This is a genomic window from Peribacillus sp. SRI_006 (assembly GCF_057586375.1).
Window position 1 is genome coordinate 24,337 of the sequence record NZ_JBYCZT010000005.1, and the last position, 26,994, is coordinate 51,330.

The following is a 26,994-nucleotide window of genomic DNA, read 5'->3' on the forward strand; positions in this document are numbered from 1 at the left end:
GGAGGGATTTCGATGTTAGCAATGTTTTTTTGGGCCTTTGTCATCGGTGGCTTGATTTGTGTAGTAGGCCAGCTGCTTTTTGATGTTGCTAAGCTGACCCCAGCACATACGTTAAGCTTATTCGTTGTAATAGGAGCTGTTCTTGGCGGATTTGATTTATATGAGCCGCTGGTTGACTTTGCCGGTGCAGGAGCAACCATACCGATCGTTTCGTTTGGGAACTCGCTGGTGAACGGGGCGATGATGGAATCGGAAAAACATGGGCTCGTTGGCGTACTGACAGGTATGTTTGAAATTACGAGTTCCGGTATCTCTGCAGCAATCATTTTTGGATTCATCGGAGCATTGGTTTTCAGGCCAAAAGGATAAAATTAGCGAAATAGGCAGCCTTGGAATGGGACATGGCCTATACATATTTGTCCAGACCTACATATGTTATCAGTAAGCTTTAGCGAGAGCGAGGTGATATGTATGTTTGGTTTTGGTGGCTACGGTTGTTGTGGCGGCGGCGGTTATGGATACGGCGGCGGATATGGCGGAGGATACGGCGGCGGTTCTACTTTCGCGATAATCGTTGTATTGTTCATCCTATTGATCATTGTAGGGGCTTCTTTCTGCTAAGGCGTAAAAGGAATAGGCAGAAGAAGCCTATTCCTTTTATTTTTTTTGTATGGGCCTAGCACTTTTTTCTGATAATGCCATAGGATAGGTACAGAAAAGGGAGGGGCTTAAGTATGGATAATAACTTTTTTAAAAACATAGAAGGTAAAACCGGCGTAAATATGAAAGATGTATTAGAATTGGCAAACTCGCTGCAAGGAGCCAACTTCAAAGATGAAACAACGGTTAGAAACGTCATTAAGCGTGTTTCAAAAATAGCGAATAAACCGGTCAATAAGGAAACGGAAGATAAAATCGTTCATTCCATCGTAGCTGAAGGGAATAAACTTGATTTCGGGACGATATCCAATATGATAAATAAAAAATGAAAAAGGGCCTGCTATCATGCAGGCCTTCAGACTGCAGACAAACTTGAAAAAAAGCGAGTTTGCCTGCAGTTTTTTAAACTAAAAAAGTCCATTTGCAAGATTTATAGTATCGGCTTTTGGTCAAAGCTTCAGAAAACGTGATGGATGGGCAGTCCGTCCGCGTCTAGTTTGCAGGATGGAAAGGTAAAGGTCCTTTTTAGCCCTCGTTGCCGCTACATAGAGCAATCGTCTTTCCTCTTCAAGAGGGGATAGTTCCCCTTTTCGGTAAGATTCAAGTGCGAAATCATGAGGAATGCTGCCATCGACAGCAGCAAGGACATATACGGTTTGATATTCAAGCCCTTTGGAACGATGTATGGTGGTAAGCTGTATGGCGTCCTTAAAGTGTTTCGATAGCTGTTTAATCTCTTGGACCATCGCAGTCATATGATCGACATGTTCAATGAAAGCGGCGACGGTTGGAAAACGATTTGCCGCCACCTTTAAGTCACGGATGTCATCGGATCCTTTTTCCAGGTTCGCATCATTACCGCGTTTTTTTACATATTCCTGGTATCCTAAATCTTTCTCGATGATCTCTAACGCTACGAGTGGCGACATAATTTTTAAAGACCGAATCTGTTCAGGAATCGTTTTTAATTTTCGTTCTTGAAAAGCATGTCCAGTCTTAACAAAAGCAAAGGCATCGATGAAGTCACAATCCTGCAATATTGTCATTGCTTTTAACTCTTGTAATATACTTTGCTTTAAGAATAGGGAGGAAAGGACTTCAGATGCTGCCTTGCTGTCATGCGGGAACAAACTCAAGCGCATAAAGGCAAGCATGCCGCGAATGACCTTGCGCTGATAAAACGAATCCGCATCCTTTTCAATGACGAATGGCAGATTGGAAGCGGCAAGCCGTTCAAAAATGGCCCTGGACATCGTGTGTGTCCTGTACAATACTGCAAAGTCCCCAGGGTTTGCTCCCTTGGATATTTTCTCTTGGATATCGGATACGATCATCGTCGCTTCCAATTCTTCATCATAAGGATAAAATAAAACAGGTGGATTTCCTGAATCATGCTGTGCCCTCATCTTTTTCTCCATCCGGTTCTGGTTTCGCTTGATCAAGCGGTTCGCAGTAGCGACAATTTCATGGGAAGAGCGGTAATTCTCCGTCAGCTTCACCACTTGGGATCGAGGGAAGTCATGATTGAAATTCAAAATATACTTCGGATCGCTTCCGCGGAATGAATAGATGGATTGGTCATCATCTCCAACCGCACATACATTTTTTGATTCAGCAGAGAGGAGTTTTATCAATTCATATTGAACTTTATTGATATCCTGAAACTCATCTACCAAAAAATAGTTAAACCTTTGCTGATATTTCTTTAAAAAATCTGGGTGATTTTTTAAAAATACATAACAGCCTACAAGCATATCATCAAAATCATACTTCCCTGTTTGCTGTTTATATTCTTCATATTTCTTATATAAAAATAAACACGATTTCTCCCAATCGTCCTTAGGTTGAATATCTTCTGGAAAGGCCAAAGAGTTTTTCCAAAGCCCGATTTGTTGAAGGGCCTGATCATATGCAAATTCCTTATCATCAAGTTCCAATTCCCTGCCAGCCTGTTTCAATACCTTTTCTTTTTCCCACTCCCACTTCAATAGGAAATCGCGCTGCCATTTGGCTGGTTCGTGGAAAATCAGGATTTTATAAAAGATGCTATGAAAGGTCCCGCTAACGATTTGAGAAACAAGGGAGGGCGTCATATAGGGATAACCGAGCAGACGCTGCTGCATTTCCTTTGCGGATTTCGCTGTAAATGTTACAAGCATGATACTTTTGGGATCAATCTTTTTCACTGTGAGCATATAGGCAGTGCGTACCGTCAATACGCGTGTTTTCCCGCTGCCTGCTCCTGAAAGGACAAGGATGGGTCCATCGATCGTCATTACCGCTTTGAGTTGCTCTGCATCGAGAACAACCCCTGAAGAGGATAATTCTTGAAAGTATGGTTCCTCTGATTGTGCCATGTCATATGGTTTATCTGAATATTTCGGATTGCCGGTTATGGGGCGGCTTTTAAGGAAAGGTTCGGTAATGGTTTTCGTTTCAGTAATGGTTCGTGATGTTGGAATCCTAAATCCATTCTGTTCCATATATTCTAAGGGCTTATCTTCATTTATGGATTCTGAAATTGGCATTTCACAGGGTCCCTGCGATGGGTCGCTATGATAAAAATAAGGTGTCTCATGGATTCCAATAAATAATTTCACTGGTTTATGACAAATGATACAAGAAAGCTGATCACGTTTTCCTTTTTCAAAAAGTGTCTGCAGCTCACCAGCTGAAACGGTATGTAAATGTACGATTTCATTGCCAGATTTTGCTTGATTCATATAAATGGATACCTCTAATCTATTAAAAATATCGGCAATACTCATCATACCAGAAGATTAGGAAAAAAGAATGTGGAAATCATGTTTAAATATTGTTCTGGCAGGGGAATTAAATGACAACATAACTATTTCAATATAAGGAGGGGTTACTATGGGATATATAGCACCTGTCACACAATTTGATTATATTCAATATGCCCACCGAACGGTCGAAGCTGCAGGGAAAGTAAGAATTGTTAAAGGAGCGTCACCCATTCAACCCATCCGTTTTGATCAGGTGTTGGAAAGGGAAAGGGAAAGCGTTGAAGGATTAAATCAAATTCAAGATAATGTTCGGGTAAGTGCATATGGAGCAGGCACATATCAACATGAAATGGGCAGGAGCGTCAGGAAAGATTTAACGGCTGGAATGACAGGAAAAGGCAGGTTCATCAACGAAATTGTCTAGTTCCTCCAGAAAGACAAAAGAGGACACGTGAAGTGTCCTTTTTGTGCTGACTTCTTAAAGAATGTCTATTTCCACGATTAGGGCTAACAATAGTTGCAATAAAAGTTGGATGTTTAGAGCGATTTGTGCATCAGTTGTTGTAATGTCGATATCACGGCTGTTTTCAACAATTGTTTTTTGGCGCGTGATTTGTTTAACATTAGAAGATTGGATTAATTGTTGAGTGATCTTATCAGCATTATCAGCATCTGCAACGGAAATGCTTACGATGACTGCAATTGCAGCTTGTAGAGCAGCTTGTAGTGAGAGGGCCGCTTTAACATCCGTTGAAGTGATATTTACATTACAAGAATCTTTAATGTAAATAAGTTCTTCAGAAAGCTGAACTTGATTATTATCCTGTCTTGCGTCTTGGTCAATCTTTGTGTCATCGTCGTTACAGAATCCTGAAAGGGGATGCCTGGAAGCGGAATCTAGAGCCGACCATGACCTTTCAGAGTCATCATGTGTGTTACAATTGCTACGATATACATTTTGGTTCATGTTGTTTTTTCCTCCTTAGGTTTTATTCCCTATTAAAATATGCTTTGATGGTTAATCGGGTTGGACGAATAAATCAGTTCATTCGTCTATTTTTTAAATACTTAGAGAAAGTATTAGTGTGTGGGGGATGAATAATAAAGAAGCTGGAGCTTTAGGAATGAAATGTAAGTGCTGCTATGTCTCGGTTTACTTATTTCTCGCCAGCAAGTAAGGTGATTAGGTGATATGGTGCGTCATTTATTTTTGGAATCCGTGAATTTGTTGTGAATGGAATTGGTAACTGGATTAACATCATGTTCCGTGATGTTCTTTTCTTGGTTTATGATTTTTAGTGATTGCTCTTGTAAATAACGAACGGTTTCTTTAAGGTTGTTTCTCTCTTTTTCAGTTAGATCGACCTTTTCCTTTTTGAAACCATGTTTTCTCAAAGTCCTCGAAACCAGCAGCTCCATCAGTCTTTTTTGAGACTCATCCAGGTTAAAATCATTGTTACCCATAAAATTTTCCCTCCTTCTTGCTTTCTATATATAGACTATGTATTTTTGATGAGATTGCCATTGAACGGAAATGGTTTTTTTCATAAAACGATAATTTAAGTCCATGAACGAACAAAAAAAGCTGTCCAATCAGAAGACTGAAAGGACAGCTTTTTTATATCAAAAAATGGTTTTCTTCATCGTTTTATGAGGAATGCCAGCATCCATGAATTCGTCGGAAACGATCTCATAACCTAATTTTGAATAAAAAGGGATGGCATGCACTTGGGAATCAAGCTTTAATTGAGGCACTTCCTGCTGGATTGCGTATTCCTCAATAGCATTCATGATCATGGCGCCGGCACCATTCTTACGGCCCGATGACAGTACACAAATGCGCTGTACTTTACCGATGTTGTCAATGACCCTGAAGCGGCCAGCACCGATTGGCTCATGCTGCTCATCATATAAAACGAAATGTGTGGAATCTTTTTCATATTCATCGATCTCTTCTTCAAGAGGGACGTTTTGTTCTTGGACGAACACTTTTCTTCGAATCATATATGCGTTTTCAAGCTCTTGGCTGTTCTCTGCGATTTTTACAAACACGAAATCATTCAGCTCCTAATCTAAATGTTTCATAAACGGTCCATGCCCCATCTTCAAGTTGATACAGCAAGTGAACTCGTTTCACCTCTTCTTCATGGCTGATGTCAAGCATGCTTAATTGGCCTAAAACATCAGAATGCTCATTATCGGATAAATCTTGAGCGATTGTAATATGCGGGACAAATGCATGTTCACTTTCACTTTTTATGAAATCCTCATTGTTAAGCGCATCATGCAGCTCTTGAAGCCCTTCGGATAATTCTACTTTGAAATAAATCGTATTGCTTACGGGTTGGAAAGACTTCGTTTTGGTTACGCTCATCGTAAAAGGTCTGCACTTTTGAGCGATGCCTTTTAATTGTTCCGCGATTGTTGAAATTTCCATATCCGTCGCTTCGAACGTTGGTTTAAGCGTTAGATGCGGTGGTATGAAAGCATACTTCGTATCATACCGTTTGCGATAGGAGTTAGCTAAATCTTGAAGTTTTTTTGAAGGGAAAATTGCAACACCATATTTCATAAATAAAACCTCCTGATATTTTTTATTGTTGTATTATAGTTGGACATGTTTTTTTCTTGAAACCATCCCAAACAGATGATTTCGAGTAATTAGAACATTTCCAATAGTGCTCGTTTCAAATCTGCCTGCCAGTATTTCCAGGTATGATTACCTTCAAATTCTTCATAGAAGCAAGGAAATCCTTTTTGGTTTATTAATTTATGCAATTCCCTATTTGGTTCTATGAAGTTTGCCTTATTGCCATCCGTCGTCGGTACATCCGTTTCACCGGTCCCGATCACATGGTAAAGTTCGAGGAGATGCGGATCCTCAAAATTACGTACAGCATCCATTACTGCTTCATTGGCAAGCGGGGACTGCATGATGCATTTACCGAATGTATGCGGATACTGCAAAGCGGCCAATAGAGAAACTGTACCGCCAAGAGAGTCACCGATCAAAGTTCGACCATGTCCCATTTGATAGGTTGGGAATTCATCATCTAAAAACGGAACTAGTTCATGGGCAAGAAAACGTATGTATGCAATATGCTGTTCCCCGTCCGGATGATATTTGCGCCTGCGGTCAAAGCGGTCTTTATAAGGAATGCCGACAATGATGATATTCTCGATCTCATCGTTCCCTAACAGTTCATCTGCTACCCGACCGATTCGGCCCATTTGAAAATAATCACGGCCATCCTGAGCAATCACAAGCGAATATTTATACAATGGCGAATAATTAGCAGGCAAGTAGACAAGCAATTCCAATTCTTCTGCTAAAGCTTCGCTTTTAAACATGTACTCTTTAATTGTGCCTTTGCGTAAACTCATTCTCCCGCACCTCAATGATAATTAATAATGAAAAACAACTTACTTGATTATTTTAGCATAGCCTTGCAACTTTTTCCCGCGACAAGAATTTGGAATATAAAATTTTTGTTATATTTTCTAAAAATTTAAATTATAAGGTGTTATAATACAAGGATATAGAAAAATAATACAAAAAAAGGTGGCGAATAAAATGGCAGATGTACACGTGCACAGCAGGGAAGTGACAAAGGCGGCTAAACGAACATTATTGGAGCGTGGTGTCAGTGTGGAGGCAATTGCAAAAATCGTTTATGAATTGCAGTTCCCGTACAAGGCTGATCTTAAGCTGGAGGAATGCATCCACAGCGTTGAGCGTGTCCTGTTGAAAAGGGAAATTCAACATGCCATTTTAGTCGGTGTGGAGCTGGATAAACTGGCAGAGCAAAAAAAACTATCAGAACCCCTGCAATCGATTGTTGAATCGGATGAAGGGCTATTCGGAGTGGATGAAACGATTGCCTTTGGTGCAGTACTCGGTTATGGAAGCATTGCTGTAACAACCTTTGGCCATTTGGATAAAAATAAAATAGGCGTCATACACGAACTTGATAAGAAGCAAGAAGGAATCGTGCATACCTTCCTGGATGACATCGTTGCAAGCATTGCCGCGAGTGCCGCCTCAAGATTAGCTCATCGTCTGAGAGATGAAGAGGAATCGTTAACTGAACAGGAAAAGGACATCCAGGAAGAAGAAGAGTTAATAGGTTGAACCTTGAAGAGCAATGTTCAGCCAGACCTGTAAAACCTGGCCTTAATGAGGCGGGCAGAAAGGATGTTGGCTACTTTAAATGTCCGTTTTGTCTGCCTTAGAAAACAGAATGCGTGAATATGGCCTGGATAAATTTCAAGCACCTGGATTTTCCGTTGTGTAATCTTACCTTGTTCGGAGAGATAAATTATTTCTAATGGAGCATTTTCTTCCATATGTTTACGAAGTATATATTTCATTCCCGGTCACTCCTTTGCTGACTTGCTTGCTATCATTATATGCGAACATACGTTTTGTATGCAAGTGAAAAGGGAACCTTGGTTCTGTTTTGTTGTGAGGGTAAATGGAAGAAGATGAAATTATAACTTTTTTAATATTATATGTAGAGTTTTTAACAAAAAAACAATTTATGTACTCAATTTCTGACCTTTCTTCTAACAGTCCTCTTAGAATCTCAGTAGCTAGGTTCTTCATCAACCAAAACTGAAGTGGGATTATACCTCACCTCATTTTCAGATTGAGAATAAAGAATATGTTTCCCCGATTATATCCACAAAAATACCTTCCTTATTGTTAACGATCACCTTCTTAATAAGATATATAATCCAGTAGATTTTTGCTGTTTAAGTTAGATTTATTTTCAAATTTGTAACATATGTACAAACATCTTTTCTTTTAATGAATAAAATAACCCGAAAATAAAAAAGAAAAAGGTGATTATAATTAAAAATCATAATTCTATTTCACATTGTAATTCCTTTATAGACACCACATATCTTAATAAGAAATGTGTGCAAAAGAAACCGGATGATTGTCATAGCTGCCATAAGAAACACAATGACTGTATATGTCACCAAAAGAAATCGGATGATTGTCATAGCTGCCATAAGAAACACAATGTCTGTATTTGCCACCAAAAGAAATCGGATGATTGTCATAGCTGCCATAAGAAACACAATGACTGTATTTGTCATCAAAAGAAACCGGATGATTGTCACTGTTGTCATAAGAAACACAATGACTGTATTTGCCACCAAAAGAAACCAGATGATTGTCACTGCTGTCATAAGAAACACAATGACTGTATTTGTGTGCAAAAGAAACATGATGACTGTCATTTGTGCCATAAGAAACATAATGACTGTATTTGTCATCAAAAGAAACCGGATGATTGTCATTGTTGTCATAAAAAACACAGTGACTGTACCTGTGAGCAAAAGAAAACCGATGACTGTCATTTGTGCCATAAGAAACATAATGACTGTCACTGTGACAATAAGAAACATAATCTAGTAAGAGCATCTGCGTTCAGGGCTAATAAGAATACACCACAACTATACGAAGCAGCGTTAACTCCCTCTGTAAAAGTTTTATTCCAAACTGAACAGTTTGATTTAGCGGATGAATATAATCCGCACATATCAACATTTATTCCAACTAAGGATGGAATTTATGAGATAACAGCAAAAGTCTCGTTTTGTCCGTCAAAAAGTAAAAGCAATGATTCCTCAAAAAACAAAAAAGATAATTGCAAATGTGATTATTGCAGTAAAAATAGTTGCAACTGTGATTATTGCAGAAAACATCATTCTTCAAAAGACAAAAAAAGGAGTTCTTCAAAAGAAGGATATGTCGCATCCATTTCCATTAACGTAAACGGAGATAATTTAGATATTGTTAATGACTTCTTGGAGAAATCAAGACCTATTGGACTATCGGTTACTACAATCCTTCAGTTACAAGCAGGAGATCGGGTACAAGTATTATTTAGTGCAGATGTAAACGGAGAAATTTTAGCAGAAGCATCTTTAACAAACTTTCAGGCTGCTAGATTCCCTTCTCCAATGTAAAGATCTTTCTGCTTTAGTCTTAGATTGAGTAAATGGAGATCATATTTGATAATTAAAGTTGAGTAAACGTATGATTAGGAGCCTTGGATTCTCCTTGAAAAAGGTGAGGTGGATTCTATTCCGAGAAATTTTTGGGGGAAGATTGAACTTTCAGGGATTAACGCCTAAGACCACACTTTACGGAAAAAAACTTTTTTAGCAAAACTACTTGTTTTATTTTGAATACCACTATATAATAAATCTTGTTCAGAAAAGAAGTCAGCAACTAAGTAAGTTTTAAACCAAGCTCTATAGAGCTTGATTACATACGACTTGTTAGCTCAGTGGGAGAGCACTTCCTTGACAGGGAAGGGGTCGTGGGTTCGAATCCCTCACAGGTCATCAACTAACAAAGGCTTAAATCCTTGATATAACAAGGATTTGGGCCTTTTTTTATTTTGTCTTACGGGATGCGTTTAGACCAATGATAGTGATTTGCTCACATTTTGAAAGCATTTTGTTGGCAAAAGGATTTTCTCGTATTAAGTGCTTATCCATCAAATACTTTCTGCTTGAGGCCGTTGTTTCTGTAATCCTTTTTTGATAATGGGACGTAAACCAAAATTCCATATAGGATGAAAAGGATTCTTTGCTCGGTTCGGCATATCGATCTTCATCCAGTGCAGTCAGAATCTTTCGAAGAGCAGCATCTGCATCTTTTTCACGAGGAAATCCACTTTTTGTTTTTTGTCTTCGTTTACCTGTAATCGGGTCCCTGCCTATGTCTACAATATATGACCAAGTATTTCCCCTTTTTTAACAGTGCCTTTCATATTGCTTGCCCCCATATCCTATTGTAGTTCGTGTTAGAACAATGGAAAGCAAGTGGTCTAATATCAGTTTGACCACTTGCTTTCGGTTCTATAAGCCGCTCTTTTCCCCATGTTTTAAGTGAGCAGCTTGAAAAGCCTTCTTGTGGAATTCGGTTTTTATTTTTTGTCTGCGTGTACCTGTTAGGGATCACTTTCAAAATCTACTATATGTCCAAGAGTTTCCTCTCTTTTGTGTACTACCGCTCAGTATGCTAACCTCCGTATATGTTTGATAATAATTATGTAAGGGAAGCTAGCCGTTCAGTTCGGTGAACTACGCACTTACGGTTTTATAAACTGCTCACTTGTTGCTGCGTCAGCCAGTTAAAAAATTCATCACGGAGCACGCGTTTGCTGCGACCTAATTTAATAAGTGGAAATGATTTTTGTTCCATTAACTCATAAGCGGTTGGCTTAGATACCATTAAAATTTCAGATAAATGTACGGCTGTTAGGATCATTGGATAATCTTCGATGTTTTTAGGCATACTTTATTTCTCCTCTTAATTTTAATTTATTAGTTTAATAGTGATTAATTAGAATTAACTTATTTAATTCGGACACATTATATTTTTAAAAACCAATCGTTTTCAAGGGGTTACTCGTAAAAATAAAAAAAATCCGATCCGGTTATTGTCTCAAAATATAAATAAGTGTACGGCTGTTAAAAATCGTTGATAATCTTCGATGTTTTTAGGAATACTTTATTTCTCCTTTAATTTTTTATTTAGTTTAAAAGTAATTAATTAGAATTAACTTATTTAATTCGGACACATTATATTTTTAAAAACCTATCATTTTCAAGGGGGGCTCGAAAAATAATAAAAAAGTAGTAATATAATGCATAGCAAAAGTAAATTTGAGAGATTTGATGGTTCCTACTTAAACTAACGGGGCAGGATAGTTACATATCCTTGAACAATTAGGATTTGATGACTCTGTTGAGCAATCGATTCCAGAGGGGTTTAAAACGGATAAATGGTATAAAAATAGTAAATGATCAGAGGTTTCACTAGCTTATTGAGAGATACTTTGGTGCATTTTTCTTATAATTTGTAAAGGATTGTACTTAAACTACCATGAAAATAAGTTTCTTTAAAAATGAAAAATGAAAATACTTAAGAAGACCCTGCTCATTCGTTTAAAAAAAAGAGGAGAGCGTTAATTAATTAGTTAGGGTTGACTGGATTAAGGTCAGTATCAGTATTGACACATTCTAACCATTTTCATTCTTTGTGGTGAATCGCTGACTTTTGCGATTCATGGATGGCTAACGGGTGCTTTAGCTTAGGATCGGAGCTGTCTTTAAGGCAGCTCTTTCTTTATTCAACAATAGGGCCATTTTCTTGAATAAGAAGTTGCATAAAATCCCACTTTTTTATACAGCCACCAGGTGCGCTTGAGTGTACGTAAACTTTGATTAAAGATAAAATCCTGCATAAACAATAAATTGTGACAGGGTGAACCCCCATATTCCCAAGGTGTTTTGTAAGAGGGAGCTTCTGTTAGGACAAATTATGTCAACCTAATATGTATACATATATACATAATTTTTGTTCTTTTTTGGAAATATAAAATTGTATCGTTTATAAGTATAAGAAAATAGCGTGGAAAAATGAGAAGTAATGAACTTTCTGAAAGTAGTAACCCTGAATTGTGAATAAGGAAGTGACCAGGAATGATTACCAGTTTTAAAGACCGAATCACGACTGATCAAGTAACTGTTATGGTAATCAATTCTATATTCGGGGTAGGAATCCTCACCTTGCCCAGAATGGCAGTAGAGAAGGTGAAAACCCCAGATATATGGATCAGCGTTATTTTAGGCGGTCTGATCGCGATGATCGCAGGAGTGATCATTGTTAAATTAAGCCAACAGTTTCCCGAAAAAACCTTTTATGAATACAGTCAAGAAATTGTTGGTAAATGGGTTGGAGGGCTACTTAGTCTGCTTATTGTATGTTATTTTTTTACATCTTGTGGGTTTCAAGTCCGAGCAGTAGCAGAAGTATTGTCATTTTTTTTGTTGGAAGGCACCCCTACCTGGGCAATCATCATGATATTTATGTGGGTAGGTCTGTATCTGCTCATTGGCGGAATAAATCCGATCGCCCGAATGTTTGAAATTATCTTGCCTATTACCGTCATCTTTTTTTTAATTGTTGCCTTTATGAGCTTCAAAATATTTGAAATTGATAATCTACGCCCGGTACTAGGTCTGGGAGTGATACCTGTACTAAAAGGAGTACAGACAACTGGTCTATCATACACTGGTTTTGAAACCATTTTGTTCCTTTTTCCATTTATGAAAGAACCAAAGAAAGCAGTAAAAGCCGTTCTAATTGGAATTTCTTTACCGTTGATTTTATATTTGATAACGGTCGTAATGGTTATCGGAGCATTATCTGTTGATGTAGTGGTCACGAGAACATGGCCGACACTTGATCTTATACGAAGTTTTGAAGTCACCGGTATGATCTTTGAACGATATGAGTCTTTGTTGCTCGTAATATGGATTATGCAAATGTTTTCTTCCTTTACGATCTTTTACTATGGTGCTGCTTTAGGACTGGCTCAACTCTTCAAAAAGAGCATTCGTCCATTTATGTATGGCTTGCTTCCGGTTATCTACATCATTGCCATGATTCCGAAAAATACCAATGACATGTTTAAATTAGGGGATTTACAGGGCAATGTCGCGATGTATTTATTCGGTTTACTTCCACTGGTGCTTCTAATGGTCTCGCGATGGAAGGTTAGAAAACATGAAGAAAAGTCATAACAATTTACAGTTTCTTTTGGTTTCGCTGTTGGTTCTTTTTCTCCTGTCTCTTACCATAGATTTCTAATAAAGCGACTTCCGATAACTATTTTCATGTAAAATAGGCAGACAATCTATTTTTTATTCCGCAATCGGGCCCGATTCTGGATTAGTTTCGCTTTTCTTAAGGAACTCCCATGAAAATTAAAAAAGCTCAATATCCAGAAAAAACCACAACAAAATAGACTCAGTAAAAACGCTTTTTAAAAAAAGGCTGAGCCTTATGAGTATCTGATTGTAGATCGTTAAACAAAAACCTCCAATCACAGCATATTAAGTAGAGGCTAGCGCGACTACCAAAAAAGGATTAATCTCCCATGAGTGCTACCCATAAAGGGCGCGACAGTCGGTGGTACACCGTGGTCGTCGGAGTCAGACTAACGGATGGGCTCAAAGGCACCATAGTTCAACGACCTTCTTCGCCAGCCATTAAAACATTATCGACATAGAGACCAATTTTCATTCTCTGTGGTGAAGCGCCGATTTTGCGCTTCATGGATGGCTAACGGGGCAGGATAGTTCATTAAGAAACGCAATAAAATCTTGGTTTTATTGATGATAATGAACGAGCAGAATTAAATTCTAACAAAGGTATATTTTATGGTAAAATAAGGTTTGTTTGCCTGGAAGGAAGGGTTGATGGAGTGTATTTAATTAATGGTAGTTTGCTTATTGGAATTGGTGTTATATGTTATTTGGCTGGAAGAGGTATTTTAATAGGGTTTAAATTAAAAAAACAAAAACAAGTATATTGGTTAAGGGAAGTTATTAATTTTCTTTTTGTTTTATACATACTTATGGTTGTTTCCGTTACACTGTTTCCATTAGCTTTATGGATTGATTTTAATATGCAAAATATTAAGTTTGGCTTAAATCTCATTCCATTTGTTGGAATTATAAACGATATTAAACAAATAGGTATTGCATATGACGGTGATACCGTGTTTATGATTAGTCTAATTATTAGAAATGTGGGTGGAAATATATTATTATTGATGCCTTTGGGTGTATTATCACCGTTAATATGGAATAAATTTAAGGGTTTTAAAAATATTGTACTATTCGGATTTGTTATATCAATTAGTATAGAATCTATACAATTTATTGAACTAATAGCAGGTGGTCGGGGAAGAACAGTTGATATTGATGACGTAATTTGTAATGTATTAGGTGTTATTCTTGGATACTTCATTTATAAATTTACGTTTAAAATAGCCTATAAATTTCAGATCGAAATATTACAAAATTTAAACTCTGGGAATTCAAGTTTGTTTGATAACGATAAAGGAACTAAAATATAAATTTTATTTAACAAACAGGTGCTTTAGCTGACGATCAGAGTTCTCTTTAAGGCAGCTTTTTCTTATGGAACTAAAGGGGCAGATTAGTTGAATAACAATTGAGCTATTAAACCTCAAAAACTGGACTATTTTTCTTAAAATTAGGAAAGATAAATTTTGAGGTGAGTTTTATGAAAAGGCTATATATATTGATTATTACCATTCCGATGTTGTTTTTTTGTTCAATTCAAGGATACGCACAACCTAAAGAATGTCCTGTGTTAAGTGAATTAGAGAAAACATCGATTAAGGATAAAAAAGAGGTAATAAAAGCGTTAAATACTTTAATACCAAAAACTTATGGAACTGGAATAGATGATTTTCCTGACATATATACTAAGTGGGATGTAGTAACAGCCAAACCTTTTCTCGAAACAGTTGGCAATAAAGATGAAGAAGACTATTTTGGAATGGCAAAGACCTTTTGTGGCAAAGTAATTGCTGAAAAGTCGTGGCTTGTACGTTTAGATTTCCCCAAAGCACCTGGAGCTAACTTAGGCCAAGGTCAAATATTTTTAGCTAAAAGTAAGGAAAAAGGATGGTTTGTTTGGTTTCAATACCATTAAGCTGCTATTCCTTATAGAACTAACAGGTGCTTTAGCTGAAGATCGGAGCTGTCTTTAAGGCAGCTTTTTCTTTATTACACTATCGGAGCAGGTTAGAACAATAAGTCCTATGGTATAATTCTGCTAATAGTTGAGTTTTCGGGGAGAAGTCAATGAATAATCAAGATTATTTTAATGATGAAAACTATACTGGTAATCACCTTCATGTAGATAATTGGAAATATGAGTTCACTCCATATATAGAAGCAATTGCTTGGGTAAGAAAAAGACAGTTCAATGGACTTGTTTTTTAATGATTTCGCAGATGATAAGGAGTTTCAAGCGTTATTTAGTGATAAAGAATACTATTATAATGAACTTATGGGTAATTTCTTGGTAATGATAAACATCAGGAAGTATACGAAATGTTTCGTAAATGGGTTTAGTGGAGTGCTATACCCATTTAGGAAGAGAGCTAAATAGAAAAGAAAGGATTTTTTCTCTCTTAATGGTTAGTTCTATTTATCATTGTATAAATGAAACCTCTTTACTAATTTCCATATTTTACACCTTCTACTTGGATGTGAATGCGTTTACATTTGAATTTGCAATGATAACGTTGTAAAATTTCCTGTTTAAATAATCAACTATGTTCACCTCTTAATTTACTAAACATATTGGTGTATAATAAATAAATCCATATAAAGACGGAGATGAATGCTTTGGTTACAATTACTGATATCGCGAAGCTTGCCGGAGTTGCTAAGAGTACAGTTTCACGTTATCTAAATAATGGTTCTGTTAGTGAGGCAACGAAAAATAAAATCGAACGTGTGATAAATGAAACCAGCTATGCTCCTAATGCCTTCGCTCAAAGTTTAAAAGCAAAGAAAACTAATATAATCGGAACGATCGTACCGAGACTTGATTCGTATGCTTCTTCTCATACGTTAATTGGCATTGATGAACAATTAAGAGAACTAAATTATCAAATGCTGATCTCAAATACCGGTCAGGATTTAGATCGGGAAATTGAAAATATTTACACACTGGCTAAGCAAAAGGTTGCGGGAATGATTTTGCTTCCATCCCAAGTTACAGACGCCCATTTAGAGGCCTTCAAAGAGCTGCACTTGCCCGTTTTACTTGTTGGTCAGCAGCATGAAACAATTCACAGCATCATACACAATGATTATGAAGCAGCATATGATCTCGGAAAACATGTGCTGGAAAAAGGTCACCGTAAGATTGCTTTTTTGGGCGTAACAGGAAAAGATATTGCTGTAGGAGTCATGCGAAAAAAAGGATTTCAGCGGGCGATAGATGAAAAATCAGACTGTGAAGTAAGGTATTATGAAACAAGCTTCAGCATAACAGATGCATTAATCAATGTCCCCTCTATTATTGAGGAATTCACTCCCTCTATTATCGTATGTGCAACTGATAATATAGCGATTGGTGCTTTGAAAGCAGCTTATTTAAGAGGTTTAAAAATCCCAGAAGACTTGTCGATCACTGGATTTGGAGGTTATGAAGTAACAGAGATGATACACCCAGGCATAACTACAGCGAAATTTTACTACAAAGAAGCAGGACAAATGGCAGCTAAAAGTATCGTAAAGCTTGTTAACGGGGAAGAATTACCAAAATTATCTCTATCAAAATATAAAATTATTGAAAGAGAAAGCGTTGACAATCGTTTACTACACCGATTATAATCAAAATGAAATCGGTTACCACATATTTCCCTTCTAAAATGTAACCGGTTTCTGTGAATCAACTTGTTGATATTATATTTTTTTGGTTTATGTTGGAACCGGTTCCGTTGCTTAATATATTCATATATTTTTTTGAATTCAAACGGAACCGGTTCCAAGTCAGCGTTTATAAACGTTTAAAAGGAGGATCATTATGAATTATAAAGAAGTATCCCAGGAAATATTGGAGGCAATCGGCGGGAAAGAAAATGTGGCAGCTGCAGCACACTGTGCGACTCGGCTCCGCTTAGCTTTACATGATGAAGATAAAGTCAATCAAGCAAAACTAGATGAGATGGATGCAGTAAAGGGAACATATTCAACTGGAGGACAATACCAGATTATTATTGGTGCGGGAACTGTTAATGAAGTATACAAAGAGTTTTCAAAGCTAACTGGACTTACTGAAATGTCGACGAAAGATGTAAAAGATGCTGGTTCGAAGAAAATGAATCCGCTTCAGCGCTTTGTAAAAATGCTTTCTGATATTTTTGTTCCTATTATTCCTGCAATTGTTGCCGGCGGTCTATTGATGGGGATTAACAACTTGCTCACAGCACCTGACTTATTTATCGCAGGGCAATCCATTGTCGAAGCTAACCCGGGATTCGCAGATTTAGCAGCTCTAATTAATACATTTGCCAACGCAGCATTTGTATTCCTTCCAATCTTAATAGGTTTCTCTGCCACACAGCGGTTTGGCGGAAATCCTTATCTCGGTGCTACACTTGGAATGCTAATGGTTCACCCTGACTTATTGAATGGTTGGGGATACGGAGGAGCCTTAGTAAGCGGTGAAATTCAGGTCTGGAATATTCTCGGATTTGAAATTGAAAAAATCGGATATCAAGGCACTGTGTTGCCAGTACTTGTTGCTTCCTTTATTTTAGCAAAAATAGAAACGTATTTGCGAAAAGTCATTCCTTCCGCACTAGACAATATTCTAACACCATTATTGACAATTTTTATTACTGGTATCTTAACGTTCACAGTAGTAGGACCGATTACTCGTGCTACAGGGAACTTATTAACAGATGGTCTAATCTTCTTATATGATGGAACTGGTTTTATCGGAGGAGCTATATTTGGACTTCTTTACGCACCAATCGTTATCACAGGTATGCATCATAGCTTTATTGCTGTAGAAACACAATTACTTTCTGATATTTCAAAAACTGGGGGCTCTTTTATTTTCGTAATTGCAGCAATGTCCAATATTGCTCAAGGTGCAGCAACCCTTGCAGTTACTTTCATTACGAAAGATAAAAAAACAAAAGGTACGGCATCTGCAGCGGGTATTTCGGCTCTTTTAGGGATTTCAGAACCTGCAATGTTCGGTGTTAACTTAAAACTGAAGTATCCATTTATTGGAGCAATTATAGGTTCAGGAGTGGCTTCTGCTTTCGTCACCTTCTTCAAAGTAAAGGCGATTGCACTTGGCGCTGCAGGTCTACCAGGGATTATTTCCATAAAAACAGATACAATTATCTTTTATATAATTGGTATGGCCATTTCCTTTGCTGTTGCCTTTATCGCAACATTCAGTTTAGCAAATCGGACAGATAAAAAAGTTGCTGCCCTTTCTCGAAAAGAAGCAGCCTAATTTATTAATATGAAAAGGGCTGTTCGAAACAAGGAACAGTCCTCTGATTTTTTAAAGGAGTCTGATCACATGGGATGGACAAAAGAACAGCGTTATCGCCGCGTTGAAGATGTTAATCAGGTAGAGCTGCAAAATTTGCAAACAAGAGTAAATGAATGCACATGGCGACAAACCTTTCATATACAGCCTTTATCCGGCCTACTTAATGACCCTAATGGCTTCTCTTTTTATCAGGGCGAGTACCATTTATTCTACCAATGGTTTCCACTTGGTCCTGTACATGGGTTGAAGTATTGGTATCATACGAAATCAAAAGATCTTGTTTCTTGGGAAAATGCCGGCATCGGGATCGCACCGGATGATTATTATGACAGCCATGGAGCCTATTCCGGAAGTGCTATTGAATATGAAGGAAAACTATATTTATTTTATACCGGCAACACCCGTGATGAGAATTGGCAAAGACATCCCTATCAATGTATCGCCATCATGGAGAAAACGGGACAAATTGAAAAATTGACCCATCCATTCATTCGGGACGTACCAGAAGGATATACTAATCATTTCCGCGACCCGAAAGTTTGGAGAGAAAATGATACCTTTTATGCAGTAATCGGTGCACAGCGGAAAGACAAAACAGGATGTGTCGTCCTATATCGTTCCTCCAATCTAGTAAACTGGACATTTGAAGGAGAGTTACAAACTGGCCTTGGAACTTTTGGATATATGTGGGAATGTCCAGATTATTTTGAACTGCAAAACTATGGTGTACTGATGTTTTCTCCACAAGGTTTGGAGCCCAAGGGAGACCTTTACCACAATATTTATCAATCCGGTTATATTATTGGCAGCAAGCTAGATACAATAACCCACTCATTATCACATGGCTCTTTTCAGGAGCTTGACAGAGGCTTTGATTTTTATGCGCCGCAAACAATGGTTAATCCTGACGGAAGGCGTATCCTTGTCGGATGGATGGGCTTGCCTGAAATCGACCTACCCACAGATAAAAATGGCTGGGCGCATTGTTTAACACTGCCAAGAGAATTATCTGTTCGAAACGGCAAACTGATTCAGCGACCAGTGCAGGAACTTCAAGCGCTACGCAGGCAGGAAACTGAAGTAAAAGGTGTTTTGAAGAACACCAAGAACATGTATGAAGAATTCAAAGGAGTATCCTATGAAATGGTATGTGAATTTGAAAACAACGATGCCGTTGAATTTGGTATTGAATTCAGGGCTGGTGATGATGAAAAAACGGTCATTAAATATGATACTGTAGAGAAAAAAGTCATTCTTGACCGTTCCTCTTCAGGTGAGACCGTTGGAGAAGCTTATGGAACAATCCGAAAATGCTTTGTGAATACCAAAAAAATTAAGTTTCATTTATTTGTAGATACCTCTTCTGTTGAGATTTTCATCAATGACGGTGAAGAAGTATTCACGAGCCGGATTTTCCCTCGTGAAAACAGAAATGAAATTCGTTTCTTTGCATTATCTGGAAGCACCACTTTTCAAGCAAAAAAATGGAGTTATGTATGAAAGCGAGAGGTAAGGTATGAGAAATTTATATGCAATCGGTGAAGTATTAATTGATTTTATCCCCCTTCAAAAAGGAATCGCACTAAAAGATGTAATGGAATTCGAGCGTGCTCCAGGAGGCGCTCCAGCGAATGTTGCTGTATCAGTTGCCAGAAATGGCGGAAATGCATCGATAATTACTAAGCTCGGAATGGATTCATTTGGGGACTTTCTTTTAGAACAATTGCAGCAAGCCGGCGTGAAAATAGATAAAATTACGAGAACGAATGAAGCCAACACAGGCCTTGCTTTTGTATCTTTGCTTGAAAATGGTGAACGTGATTTCTCTTTCTACCGCAATCCTTCTGCAGATTTGCTGCTTCATGAGACTGAAATTAACGATAGCTGGTTTGCAAACGGCGACCTCCTCCACTTCTGTTCAGTCGATTTAGTGGAAAGTCCTATGAAGCATGCGCATGTGAAAGCCATTACTTCTGTAAAAGCAAAAGGCGGAATCATCAGCTTTGACCCAAATGTCCGCCTTCCGCTTTGGACTGATCCTGAAGAATGCCGGAAAACGATTTTAGAGTTTGTTCCAATGGTTCATATTGTGAAAATTTCTGATGAAGAGCTTGAGTTTATTACCGGGATTACTGACAAAGAAAAAGCAGTTTCTTCGTTATTTACTGGTGCTGTTAAAGCAGTAATTTATACAAAAGGAGCTCAAGGTGCCGAATTATATGTAAGAGGTAAAAAATACGAATCAACTGGGTATCGCGTCGGCGTACAGGATACAACAGGGGCTGGGGATGCATTTATCGGAGGCTTGCTGTATCAGTTATTAGAAAAAGACGTTCGGCAAGGAAATCTGGAAGAAGTTCTTGAACTTCATCACCAAGAAATCCTAAGCTTTGCAAACGCTAGTGGTGCTCTTACTACGACTGGAAAAGGAGCAATCTCTTCCATTCCGGCCAAAGAAGCGATTTATCAACTGCAGCAAATCGATCAATAATGGCGCCTGCCCTACACGGAAAAGTACCGACCGATTGGCTTGCTAAGTTGATAAGGACCGATTAAAAGGCCTTGGAGCTGCGGGCGTTTTGGAGGTAGGAAATAACATCTAGGCAATTTTTGGACCGAAATCAGACCAGCTAAAAGAACAAATCAAAAAAGTGATTGCTAAAGAAATTTGCTGTTCAGCCAAAATATTAAAAATAATGGGAGGTATTACCTTGTTAAAAAACTTATTTGGAAGAAAAACAAAAATTTCGGAAATAAAATTAGTATCGCCAATTGAAGGAGAAATTTTAAAGCTTGAAGATGTACCGGATCCCGTTTTTTCACAGAAAATGATGGGAGATGGTATTGCTTTCTTTCCTATCGAAGGGAAGGTAGTGGCACCGGCTGATGCAAAAGTCATCAATGTCTTCCCGACGAAGCATGCCATTGCATTGGAAACGGCAGAAGGGCTGGAAATATTGATTCATATTGGATTGGACACGGTTAACATGAAAGGAGAAGGGTTTTCCGTTTGTGTGGCAGAAGGTGACCAGGTTAAAGCAGGAGACATATTGGTCACCTACAGCCTTGAACTGGTAAAGGAAAAAGCATTAAGTACTATTACACCGATGATCATTACCAATGGAGACATTGTGACACATTTAGAGTATCACTATAGTGGACAATCTGTAGCCGGTAAAACGACCGTTCTGGTAGTTACCTTAAAATAGGAGAAGGAGTAAAATAGAAGAAACTCGTTAAAGAACTAAAGAACATATGACCAAGAGGTGTCCACCCCAGAAATGGGGTGTTTTTATTTTGACTAAGTTGGTATCATAACTTAACGGAATTGTGTTACTTTAGGTGATAATTTGAACTTATTTTAAGTGCTATTTTGCACGTATATGATTACTGCAGTTTTCCGGGGCTGCCATTTGGTGACCTTTTTGCTTAATGAACTAAAGGGGCAGCATTCCTGTAATAACTGAAAATGAGGTTTGAACGAAAAAAGACCTCTTGATAAGATGAATGTGTCCTGAGCTGGCCAGCAAAAAAGGACAATACATCTATTTGGAGGTCTCACAATGAATTATAACCAAAATCATAAAATCTCTCAAATTACTTCTGAAACCTTAATTGTCGGAGTAGATATAGCCAAGCGCAATCATGTCGCGAGAGCACAAGATTTTAGAGGATTGGAACTGGGTAAAACGTGTTTCTTTGAAAATACGAAAGCAGGATTTCATTCGTTTCTAGATTGGATTACCCAACTTGTTAAAGGGTGTAAGTTAAATCAAGTGATTGTAGGCATGGAGCCAACTGGTCACTACTGGTTAAATCTAGCTCATCTTCTAAAAGAGAATAATATTAAGTTCGTATCAGTCAATCCACTACATGTTAAACGAAGTAAAGAATTAGACGATAATTCACCTACAAAGAATGACGAGAAAGATGCAAAAGTCATCGCACAGTTAGTCAAAGATGAAGATACGCCGAACCAACAATTCCACGAGGAATTTATGCAGAACTCCGAGTGGCCAAAAAACTTCGCTATCTTCTCAACGTTGATTTACAGGTCGTTCAGGGACAAGTTCATAACTGGCTTGATCGTTACTTTCCCGAATTTTTGACGGTATTCAAAAGTTGGGAAGGCAAGGCAGCTATTCATTTTCTAAAGCTAGAAGCTTTGCCACATGAACTTGTAAATTATACGGATGAAGAGCTCTTACTTTCCTTAAGACAAGTGGTAAAACGCAGTACTAGTACTAGAGAAGTATGATTTTATTCAAATGAAATTCGAAGAAATAGATCATCAATTAGATCAGTTATTAGACCATATCCCAGGTGTCACACAGATGTTAGAGGTGTCAGGAATCGGTCGAGATACAGTAGCAGAGTTTTTCGCAGAGGTCGGCGACCTCAGAGACTATCAACATCCTCGCCAAATCGTAAAATTATCAGGTTTAAGTTTAAAAGAAAACACATCAGGAAAGCACAAAGGTCAGACCAAGATTACCAAACAGGGACGAAAGAAATTAAGGGCTCTCTTATTCCGGGCAGCCATGATACTGGTGGCAAAGAACAAGGCTTTTAAAGCTCTTCATATATATTACACAAAACGTTCTCTCAATCCCTTAAAGAAAATGCAATCTCTGATAGCTTTGTGTAACAAGCTTATTCGAATTCTGTTTTCAATCGGTAAAAAACAATTTACGTTTCAAGAAAACAAGATGTTAAAGGATATCCCTCATATTGCAACATTTGTAGCACATCAAACAGTCGCATAGTTCATCGGATTTTTATGGTTACACGGTCATTTAACTAACACTCATTTAAAAGTGAAGCACGGATTAGTCGGCAAAGCAACTAACGTGAGGACTTAGATCCTGTGGGGCAGCATGACCGACATCCACCTCATGGAAAGGTTGAACGAAGGAATGTAGGAGCATCGACTCTGTGAGACATGGGAGGGTTGACCTCCATGAGACATGTGGATATCCTAAAGTGCGATCATAACATTGCTTAAACCAATTTTTTCCTATGATTGGCTAGTTTAGCATACACTTTTTTCGATAAACCCCTATCCTAGAGGAGTAATGCCGAGCTTACATAGATAACGGTTAATGATATGACTATGAAATCCTAAGAATTCTAAAGCAATCGTGAGATTGTGTTTAGTTTATTGAGGGAGGATAGTTCCATAAGTAAAAAAAAGAGAGCATAATTATATGCTCTTTTGACTTACATTTATCCAATTAAGATTTTTTCTTCTGCATAACGAATTTTTGATTTATCATTTGAATGAATAGCAATTGCAAACGCCATTGTCAGAGGTCCAATCCTACCCACCAACATCATAATTGTAACCAAAATACGACCGATAGGGCTCAGTTCCCCAGTAAAACCAGCACTTAATCCCACTGTACCAAAAGCAGAGACTGTTTCAAATAATATCTTGGACACACCCGGTGTCCAAAAGGGGGCTTTTCTCGCAAAACAACTTACAATGCCCCCCAGTCTGGTAATCGAATTAGGGTGACTCGTAATCGGTAAAATACCAATGGATCTCGAAATTTAACCCAATAAGAGCTTTACCTATAAATGCGAATAAAGACAGAAGTTATTTGTTGTTTCAACCAATACTGGAACAATCGGTAAATATTTACCGATTAAAATAAGTCGAGCAGTAAAAGGATATAAAGTAGTAGTAAAGTGCACTTTCGAGGTATGTATAATTTTCGGTAGTTTGTCCATACTAATAATAATTTTTCGGTAATATATCCAAATTGGTATGTATTATTTACTGGATTGGTGGCGGATAGAGAAGGATTAAAAGACATTAAAGGACAACTATTTGTAATAATTAATATTTTAAGGAACTATGGGTAAAGCCTTTTGCTTATTCGGCTAACGATGGTGGTTAAAAATAAGACCGTATTTTTGGCTTTTCTTTAAAAGGTACATAATCATATTCTTCGATAAAATCCACTTTACTATAATGTGTTGGATTACTCACTACTAAATACCATGCACGGGAATACTTCCTGGAAGCCCTGAACATGACGCATGAAGACTATGCAAAATATCAGCAAACGATGTTTCTTGGCTTGAAAAGTATAATACAATGCCTTCACTTAAAATGATGGTAGAACAATATAGAGAAGAATTACAACCCTTACCCTCCACTTCAGTATTATATAGTAAATATTCCCTTTGTTTTTAACGGATGATTTTAATACCTCAACAGTTTATTATATTGATAAAGGATGAAGTATTTAATCTACTACTATAATTTGGTAAGTCTTTAAAAGGGAAGTGATTGTTAAATGCTTTATATAAGCGATATCGGAAAGATAATTAATAACACATTAAATGAGCACAATTTGGATATTATTTATGAATTTGACAATAACCTAAGTGCACCTATGAGTTATAACGTATCGACCAATACTATAAAATTCAATTACCTTCAAGTTAACGGTTATAAAGGGAAAATTAGAATTAAAGAGACGGAGGAAGACTTTGTTAAAATTATTCTTTATCGTATGATTGGTTATTATTTAGATTTTAAGAAAAACAAACATGATTTAAGGATTTTAATGTATGGTCACGAAGAGGAAAAAGAAAAGCTGAAATCTGAAATAGAAACTAATGCTTGGGATTATGGGAGAACATTAATACCTGAACAACTATTGGAGTCGTATGATAAAGTTCGTGAATTGGATAAAATGTTAATAAATTAATGTACTCTAAGAAAATGGAGACTCGACTATAAACTAAAACAAGAAAAAGAAGCCTCCTTGGAGAATCTCTCTGGCTGAATTTTGAGTGAGAAATTAAACTGGTATCCAATAAGACAAGACCCAGAGAAAGAGGAGTTGTCTTAGAAAGATTGATGAATAAACAAATAGAAAATCAAGTTCAAAGTTCGTGCTCGGTTTTTAAGAGATATCGATTGCTTGACAAAAGAAATACACTGGTCTGAACATACCTCTGAAGAGAGGTATTAATGAACAACATATACTAGATAAAGAGGAAAGAGATTATTGGTCAAGCGGCTCCAGAGAACGATTGTGTAGATAAGTATTATGACCTGCTCATCCACGATTTGTTCATGGCAGTAATTTAGATATAGCAGACAAAATTACGATGTTTTTATCCAGCCAAACTTGAAGCAATTTAATCGAGACCAATTTCTTGCTATAAAAGATGGTATTAACAGAACCGTCAATGTTATGGGCATAGATTTGGATGCTTAGTGCTATCATTGTAATTTCGGTTTTATTAATATTTCCTTTTGAATATTTGATTTTAGGAACTGAGATATTTGGTGTTTAAGTTTTTGATAATACTGATGATCTTTCTTCGATTAACAGGAGCTTTAGTACTATAGGTGTAATAAAAGAGATTACAAGAAGTAGTCTCTTTTATTTATACATAATTAACATTAATGTTTCAAAAGCCTAAATAAATGGACAGTCAAAGGGGACACCCATAAATGAGGTCCCCCTTTCATAATGTATTACGGTAATGAAGTTTTATATTGTTCCATTAAATCACCTGCATATAAGCTTGTTATCATTAAGAAAATGGCAAGCCCAATGTATAATGAGAACCAGATGACTTTTGTTTTGAGCCTCGATGAGTAATAGGATTTCTCTTTATCCCTAATTTCAGTTTGTTCTTGCACTTCTTTAAAAAAGGTTGCTGCTATTCGTTCATAGGTGCCTATATTTTCAAAATCGGTCGGTCCGTTCTGGTATTCATTCGTATTAGCAGCATCCATTAAGGATCTATACATATTTAATTTCACCTCGGTCAGCTGTTTTTCTTTTAGTTTATTATCATCAAATAGCGGGATATGCCAACTCTTCATGTTGTTAAACTTTTCATATTGTTGGCTCGATTCCATATTCCAAATATTAACCAGGCGAATTTTTTCTTCATCTGTTGCAGCTGCATATTGTTCTAGTTGCCTCAATCCAAATTGATTCAATTCAATGATGATGTCTCTTTGATTTCTGGTTGTCTCGCTACGAATTTCTGTCCACCACTTAGAAATGCCCAATAATAAGAAAAGAATTAAGAATGGATTTGGATGGAGAAATAAATATACAACCATCCCGATAATCCCTACTACCCAAAGCTTTGTGGAGATGACTCCCACTATACGTCCTCCATCAAGAGGATGCACAGGCATTAGATTAAATAGGTTAATCATGGCTCCAAGTGTAATAACTAAAAGCCAAAATGGATTTTCCGTCATCATAAATAAGGGGATGGCTGGTAGAAATGCTAATGTACCTAATAAAGGACCTCCGAAGGCAAGATAAGCTTCTTGGTTAGCATTCTTGGGTTCTTCCTTAAGGGCAATTAATGCTCCGACAAAAGGGATGAAAATGGCATTGGATGTTTTGATGCCTTTTCTCTTTGCAGCAAGTAAATGCCCCATTTCATGGATATAAATTAGATAGACTAGGGCTACGGCAAATTTCCAACCGTAAACCAAGGCATACGCTCCTAATGAAACGAAAATAGAAATCAGGGAACCTACTTTTGCTAATTTCAATAGCGCAAACAACCATTTCATTTTTCCAAGGAAAAATAACCCGATTGCCCCCAAACCTACCCATCCTTTTTTCGATTTAGATTCTTTCAAAATGTACC

General features: G+C 37.4%; 28 protein-coding genes, 1 tRNA gene and 2 pseudogenes. 19 read left to right on the forward strand and 12 right to left on the reverse strand.

The window, feature by feature from the left end; all coding sequences use genetic code 11:
- Positions 1–12 precede the first annotated feature (12 nt).
- The 3 genes from spoVAE (at position 13) to spoVIF (ending at position 989) form a co-directional block, all read left to right on the forward strand.
- Positions 13–369: a stage V sporulation protein AE gene (gene spoVAE, locus AC2YHV_RS08020; RefSeq protein WP_057278904.1), complete on the forward strand. Its 357-nt coding sequence runs from the start codon at positions 13–15 to the stop codon at positions 367–369.
- A 102-nt stretch (positions 370–471) separates the two neighbouring features.
- On the forward strand, positions 472–621 hold the full coding sequence (locus AC2YHV_RS08025; RefSeq protein ID WP_082609450.1) for a YjcZ family sporulation protein: 150 nt from the start codon (positions 472–474) through the stop codon (positions 619–621).
- 113 nt (positions 622–734) lie between these two features.
- A complete protein-coding gene (gene spoVIF, locus AC2YHV_RS08030; protein WP_034314458.1) occupies positions 735–989 on the forward strand; it encodes a sporulation-specific transcription regulator SpoVIF in 255 nt (84 codons plus the stop codon).
- Between the two features lie 120 nt (positions 990–1,109).
- On the opposite strand, the gene AC2YHV_RS08035 is transcribed toward spoVIF, so the two are convergent.
- Complete coding sequence (locus AC2YHV_RS08035) at positions 1,110–3,383, reverse strand: ATP-dependent helicase (protein ID WP_413002179.1); 2,274 nt, start codon at positions 3,381–3,383, stop codon at positions 1,110–1,112.
- Positions 3,384–3,534: 151 nt separating this feature from the next.
- Here AC2YHV_RS08035 and AC2YHV_RS08040 point away from each other — a divergent pair, with 151 nt between their 5' ends.
- The gene (locus AC2YHV_RS08040; protein ID WP_487372997.1) at positions 3,535–3,831 is read left to right on the forward strand and encodes a hypothetical protein; all 297 of its coding nucleotides are present in this window, start codon (positions 3,535–3,537) and stop codon (positions 3,829–3,831) included.
- Positions 3,832–3,885: 54 nt separating this feature from the next.
- On the opposite strand, the gene AC2YHV_RS08045 is transcribed toward AC2YHV_RS08040, so the two are convergent.
- The 5 genes from AC2YHV_RS08045 to AC2YHV_RS08065 form a co-directional block, all read right to left on the reverse strand.
- A complete protein-coding gene (locus tag AC2YHV_RS08045) occupies positions 3,886–4,374 on the reverse strand; it encodes a spore coat protein (protein WP_063577043.1) in 489 nt (162 codons plus the stop codon).
- 233 nt (positions 4,375–4,607) lie between these two features.
- Positions 4,608–4,871 (reverse strand): hypothetical protein, encoded by a 264-nt coding sequence (locus tag AC2YHV_RS08050; RefSeq protein WP_034314453.1) that lies wholly within the window; start codon positions 4,869–4,871, stop codon positions 4,608–4,610.
- Positions 4,872–5,030: 159 nt separating this feature from the next.
- Positions 5,031–5,459: a GNAT family N-acetyltransferase gene (locus tag AC2YHV_RS08055; protein ID WP_487372998.1), complete on the reverse strand. Its 429-nt coding sequence runs from the start codon at positions 5,457–5,459 to the stop codon at positions 5,031–5,033.
- 4 nt (positions 5,460–5,463) lie between these two features.
- On the reverse strand, positions 5,464–5,979 hold the full coding sequence (locus tag AC2YHV_RS08060) for a YjcG family protein (RefSeq protein ID WP_034314450.1): 516 nt from the start codon (positions 5,977–5,979) through the stop codon (positions 5,464–5,466).
- A gap of 89 nt (positions 5,980–6,068) precedes the next feature.
- Complete coding sequence (locus tag AC2YHV_RS08065; RefSeq protein WP_054397157.1) at positions 6,069–6,791, reverse strand: alpha/beta hydrolase; 723 nt, start codon at positions 6,789–6,791, stop codon at positions 6,069–6,071.
- A gap of 190 nt (positions 6,792–6,981) precedes the next feature.
- Between AC2YHV_RS08065 and AC2YHV_RS08070 the strand changes: the two genes are divergently transcribed.
- On the forward strand, positions 6,982–7,539 hold the full coding sequence (locus AC2YHV_RS08070; RefSeq protein WP_034314446.1) for a phosphatidylglycerophosphatase A family protein: 558 nt from the start codon (positions 6,982–6,984) through the stop codon (positions 7,537–7,539).
- 17 nt (positions 7,540–7,556) lie between these two features.
- On the opposite strand, the gene AC2YHV_RS08075 is transcribed toward AC2YHV_RS08070, so the two are convergent.
- Both AC2YHV_RS08075 and AC2YHV_RS08080 read right to left on the reverse strand, forming a co-directional pair.
- Positions 7,557–7,778 carry a hypothetical protein gene (locus tag AC2YHV_RS08075; protein ID WP_034314444.1) on the reverse strand — a complete coding sequence of 74 codons (222 nt, stop codon included), beginning with the start codon at positions 7,776–7,778 and terminating at the stop codon, positions 7,557–7,559.
- A gap of 504 nt (positions 7,779–8,282) precedes the next feature.
- Entirely contained in the window at positions 8,283–8,795 is a 513-nt protein-coding gene (locus AC2YHV_RS08080) for a hypothetical protein (RefSeq protein WP_487372999.1), read from the reverse strand.
- Between AC2YHV_RS08080 and AC2YHV_RS08085 the strand changes: the two genes are divergently transcribed.
- Positions 8,778–9,389 (forward strand): hypothetical protein, encoded by a 612-nt coding sequence (locus AC2YHV_RS08085; RefSeq protein WP_487373000.1) that lies wholly within the window; start codon positions 8,778–8,780, stop codon positions 9,387–9,389. The two genes, AC2YHV_RS08080 and AC2YHV_RS08085, sit on opposite strands and share 18 nt — an antisense overlap.
- A gap of 309 nt (positions 9,390–9,698) precedes the next feature.
- Positions 9,699–9,770, forward strand: a tRNA-Val gene (locus tag AC2YHV_RS08090).
- A gap of 51 nt (positions 9,771–9,821) precedes the next feature.
- Here the strand turns inward: AC2YHV_RS08090 and AC2YHV_RS08095 are convergent.
- Positions 9,822–10,160, reverse strand: coding sequence for an Arm DNA-binding domain-containing protein (locus tag AC2YHV_RS08095; protein ID WP_487373090.1), 339 nt, complete (start codon positions 10,158–10,160; stop codon positions 9,822–9,824).
- A gap of 370 nt (positions 10,161–10,530) precedes the next feature.
- A complete protein-coding gene (locus AC2YHV_RS08100; RefSeq protein ID WP_100533856.1) occupies positions 10,531–10,728 on the reverse strand; it encodes a helix-turn-helix domain-containing protein in 198 nt (65 codons plus the stop codon).
- A gap of 422 nt (positions 10,729–11,150) precedes the next feature.
- On the opposite strand from AC2YHV_RS08100, the gene AC2YHV_RS08105 reads away from it, so the two are divergent.
- The 11 genes and pseudogenes from AC2YHV_RS08105 to AC2YHV_RS08155 all read left to right on the forward strand — a co-directional run bounded on the left by AC2YHV_RS08105 (position 11,151) and on the right by AC2YHV_RS08155 (position 23,114).
- A complete protein-coding gene (locus AC2YHV_RS08105; protein ID WP_487373091.1) occupies positions 11,151–11,240 on the forward strand; it encodes a DUF6980 family protein in 90 nt (29 codons plus the stop codon).
- A 678-nt stretch (positions 11,241–11,918) separates the two neighbouring features.
- Positions 11,919–13,022, forward strand: a complete 1,104-nt coding sequence (locus tag AC2YHV_RS08110) for a spore germination protein (protein WP_487373001.1) — start codon at positions 11,919–11,921, stop codon at positions 13,020–13,022.
- A gap of 683 nt (positions 13,023–13,705) precedes the next feature.
- A complete protein-coding gene (locus AC2YHV_RS08115) occupies positions 13,706–14,362 on the forward strand; it encodes a VanZ family protein (RefSeq protein WP_487373002.1) in 657 nt (218 codons plus the stop codon).
- A 170-nt stretch (positions 14,363–14,532) separates the two neighbouring features.
- A complete protein-coding gene (locus AC2YHV_RS08120; RefSeq protein ID WP_487373003.1) occupies positions 14,533–14,967 on the forward strand; it encodes a hypothetical protein in 435 nt (144 codons plus the stop codon).
- 152 nt (positions 14,968–15,119) lie between these two features.
- A complete protein-coding gene (locus AC2YHV_RS08125) occupies positions 15,120–15,260 on the forward strand; it encodes a hypothetical protein (protein WP_191929521.1) in 141 nt (46 codons plus the stop codon).
- A 408-nt stretch (positions 15,261–15,668) separates the two neighbouring features.
- The gene (locus AC2YHV_RS08130) at positions 15,669–16,664 is read left to right on the forward strand and encodes a LacI family DNA-binding transcriptional regulator (RefSeq protein ID WP_222620052.1); all 996 of its coding nucleotides are present in this window, start codon (positions 15,669–15,671) and stop codon (positions 16,662–16,664) included.
- Positions 16,665–16,857: 193 nt separating this feature from the next.
- Positions 16,858–18,306 carry a sucrose-specific PTS transporter subunit IIBC gene (locus tag AC2YHV_RS08135; protein ID WP_487373004.1) on the forward strand — a complete coding sequence of 483 codons (1,449 nt, stop codon included), beginning with the start codon at positions 16,858–16,860 and terminating at the stop codon, positions 18,304–18,306.
- A 69-nt stretch (positions 18,307–18,375) separates the two neighbouring features.
- The gene (locus AC2YHV_RS08140) at positions 18,376–19,848 is read left to right on the forward strand and encodes a sucrose-6-phosphate hydrolase (RefSeq protein WP_487373005.1); all 1,473 of its coding nucleotides are present in this window, start codon (positions 18,376–18,378) and stop codon (positions 19,846–19,848) included.
- 16 nt (positions 19,849–19,864) lie between these two features.
- Positions 19,865–20,839 (forward strand): carbohydrate kinase family protein, encoded by a 975-nt coding sequence (locus tag AC2YHV_RS08145; RefSeq protein ID WP_057277268.1) that lies wholly within the window; start codon positions 19,865–19,867, stop codon positions 20,837–20,839.
- 220 nt (positions 20,840–21,059) lie between these two features.
- Entirely contained in the window at positions 21,060–21,557 is a 498-nt protein-coding gene (locus AC2YHV_RS08150) for a PTS sugar transporter subunit IIA (RefSeq protein WP_487373006.1), read from the forward strand.
- Between the two features lie 354 nt (positions 21,558–21,911).
- Positions 21,912–23,114 (forward strand): annotated as a pseudogene (locus AC2YHV_RS08155) (IS110 family RNA-guided transposase).
- A 460-nt stretch (positions 23,115–23,574) separates the two neighbouring features.
- Here AC2YHV_RS08155 and AC2YHV_RS08160 read toward each other — a convergent pair.
- Positions 23,575–23,790, reverse strand: a pseudogene (locus tag AC2YHV_RS08160) (potassium transporter TrkG); the annotation flags it as partial.
- A gap of 863 nt (positions 23,791–24,653) precedes the next feature.
- On the opposite strand from AC2YHV_RS08160, the gene AC2YHV_RS08165 reads away from it, so the two are divergent.
- Positions 24,654–25,070, forward strand: a complete 417-nt coding sequence (locus AC2YHV_RS08165) for a hypothetical protein (protein ID WP_063577040.1) — start codon at positions 24,654–24,656, stop codon at positions 25,068–25,070.
- A gap of 779 nt (positions 25,071–25,849) precedes the next feature.
- Here AC2YHV_RS08165 and AC2YHV_RS08170 read toward each other — a convergent pair.
- The gene (locus AC2YHV_RS08170; RefSeq protein ID WP_487373007.1) at positions 25,850–26,986 is read right to left on the reverse strand and encodes a site-2 protease family protein; all 1,137 of its coding nucleotides are present in this window, start codon (positions 26,984–26,986) and stop codon (positions 25,850–25,852) included.
- Positions 26,987–26,994: the final 8 nt, after the last annotated feature.

What these genes read in the sequence shown, in the direction of transcription:
- spoVAE (WP_057278904.1), top strand. Translation starts at nt 13, where the DNA reads ATGTTAGCAATGTTTTTTTGGGCCTTTGTCATCGGTGGCTTGATTTGT.
- AC2YHV_RS08025 (WP_082609450.1), top strand. Translation starts at nt 472, where the DNA reads ATGTTTGGTTTTGGTGGCTACGGTTGTTGTGGCGGCGGCGGTTATGGA.
- spoVIF (WP_034314458.1), top strand. Translation starts at nt 735, where the DNA reads ATGGATAATAACTTTTTTAAAAACATAGAAGGTAAAACCGGCGTAAAT.
- AC2YHV_RS08035 (WP_413002179.1), bottom strand. Translation starts at nt 3,383, where the DNA reads ATGAATCAAGCAAAATCTGGCAATGAAATCGTACATTTACATACCGTT.
- AC2YHV_RS08040 (WP_487372997.1), top strand. Translation starts at nt 3,535, where the DNA reads ATGGGATATATAGCACCTGTCACACAATTTGATTATATTCAATATGCC.
- AC2YHV_RS08045 (WP_063577043.1), bottom strand. Translation starts at nt 4,374, where the DNA reads ATGAACCAAAATGTATATCGTAGCAATTGTAACACACATGATGACTCT.
- AC2YHV_RS08050 (WP_034314453.1), bottom strand. Translation starts at nt 4,871, where the DNA reads ATGGGTAACAATGATTTTAACCTGGATGAGTCTCAAAAAAGACTGATG.
- AC2YHV_RS08060 (WP_034314450.1), bottom strand. Translation starts at nt 5,979, where the DNA reads ATGAAATATGGTGTTGCAATTTTCCCTTCAAAAAAACTTCAAGATTTA.
- AC2YHV_RS08065 (WP_054397157.1), bottom strand. Translation starts at nt 6,791, where the DNA reads ATGAGTTTACGCAAAGGCACAATTAAAGAGTACATGTTTAAAAGCGAA.
- AC2YHV_RS08070 (WP_034314446.1), top strand. Translation starts at nt 6,982, where the DNA reads ATGGCAGATGTACACGTGCACAGCAGGGAAGTGACAAAGGCGGCTAAA.
- AC2YHV_RS08075 (WP_034314444.1), bottom strand. Translation starts at nt 7,778, where the DNA reads ATGAAATATATACTTCGTAAACATATGGAAGAAAATGCTCCATTAGAA.
- AC2YHV_RS08080 (WP_487372999.1), bottom strand. Translation starts at nt 8,795, where the DNA reads ATGTTTCTTATGGCACAAATGACAGTCATCGGTTTTCTTTTGCTCACA.
- AC2YHV_RS08100 (WP_100533856.1), bottom strand. Translation starts at nt 10,728, where the DNA reads ATGCCTAAAAACATCGAAGATTATCCAATGATCCTAACAGCCGTACAT.
- AC2YHV_RS08110 (WP_487373001.1), top strand. Translation starts at nt 11,919, where the DNA reads ATGATTACCAGTTTTAAAGACCGAATCACGACTGATCAAGTAACTGTT.
- AC2YHV_RS08120 (WP_487373003.1), top strand. Translation starts at nt 14,533, where the DNA reads ATGAAAAGGCTATATATATTGATTATTACCATTCCGATGTTGTTTTTT.
- AC2YHV_RS08125 (WP_191929521.1), top strand. Translation starts at nt 15,120, where the DNA reads ATGAATAATCAAGATTATTTTAATGATGAAAACTATACTGGTAATCAC.
- AC2YHV_RS08135 (WP_487373004.1), top strand. Translation starts at nt 16,858, where the DNA reads ATGAATTATAAAGAAGTATCCCAGGAAATATTGGAGGCAATCGGCGGG.
- AC2YHV_RS08140 (WP_487373005.1), top strand. Translation starts at nt 18,376, where the DNA reads ATGGGATGGACAAAAGAACAGCGTTATCGCCGCGTTGAAGATGTTAAT.
- AC2YHV_RS08145 (WP_057277268.1), top strand. Translation starts at nt 19,865, where the DNA reads ATGAGAAATTTATATGCAATCGGTGAAGTATTAATTGATTTTATCCCC.
- AC2YHV_RS08165 (WP_063577040.1), top strand. Translation starts at nt 24,654, where the DNA reads ATGCTTTATATAAGCGATATCGGAAAGATAATTAATAACACATTAAAT.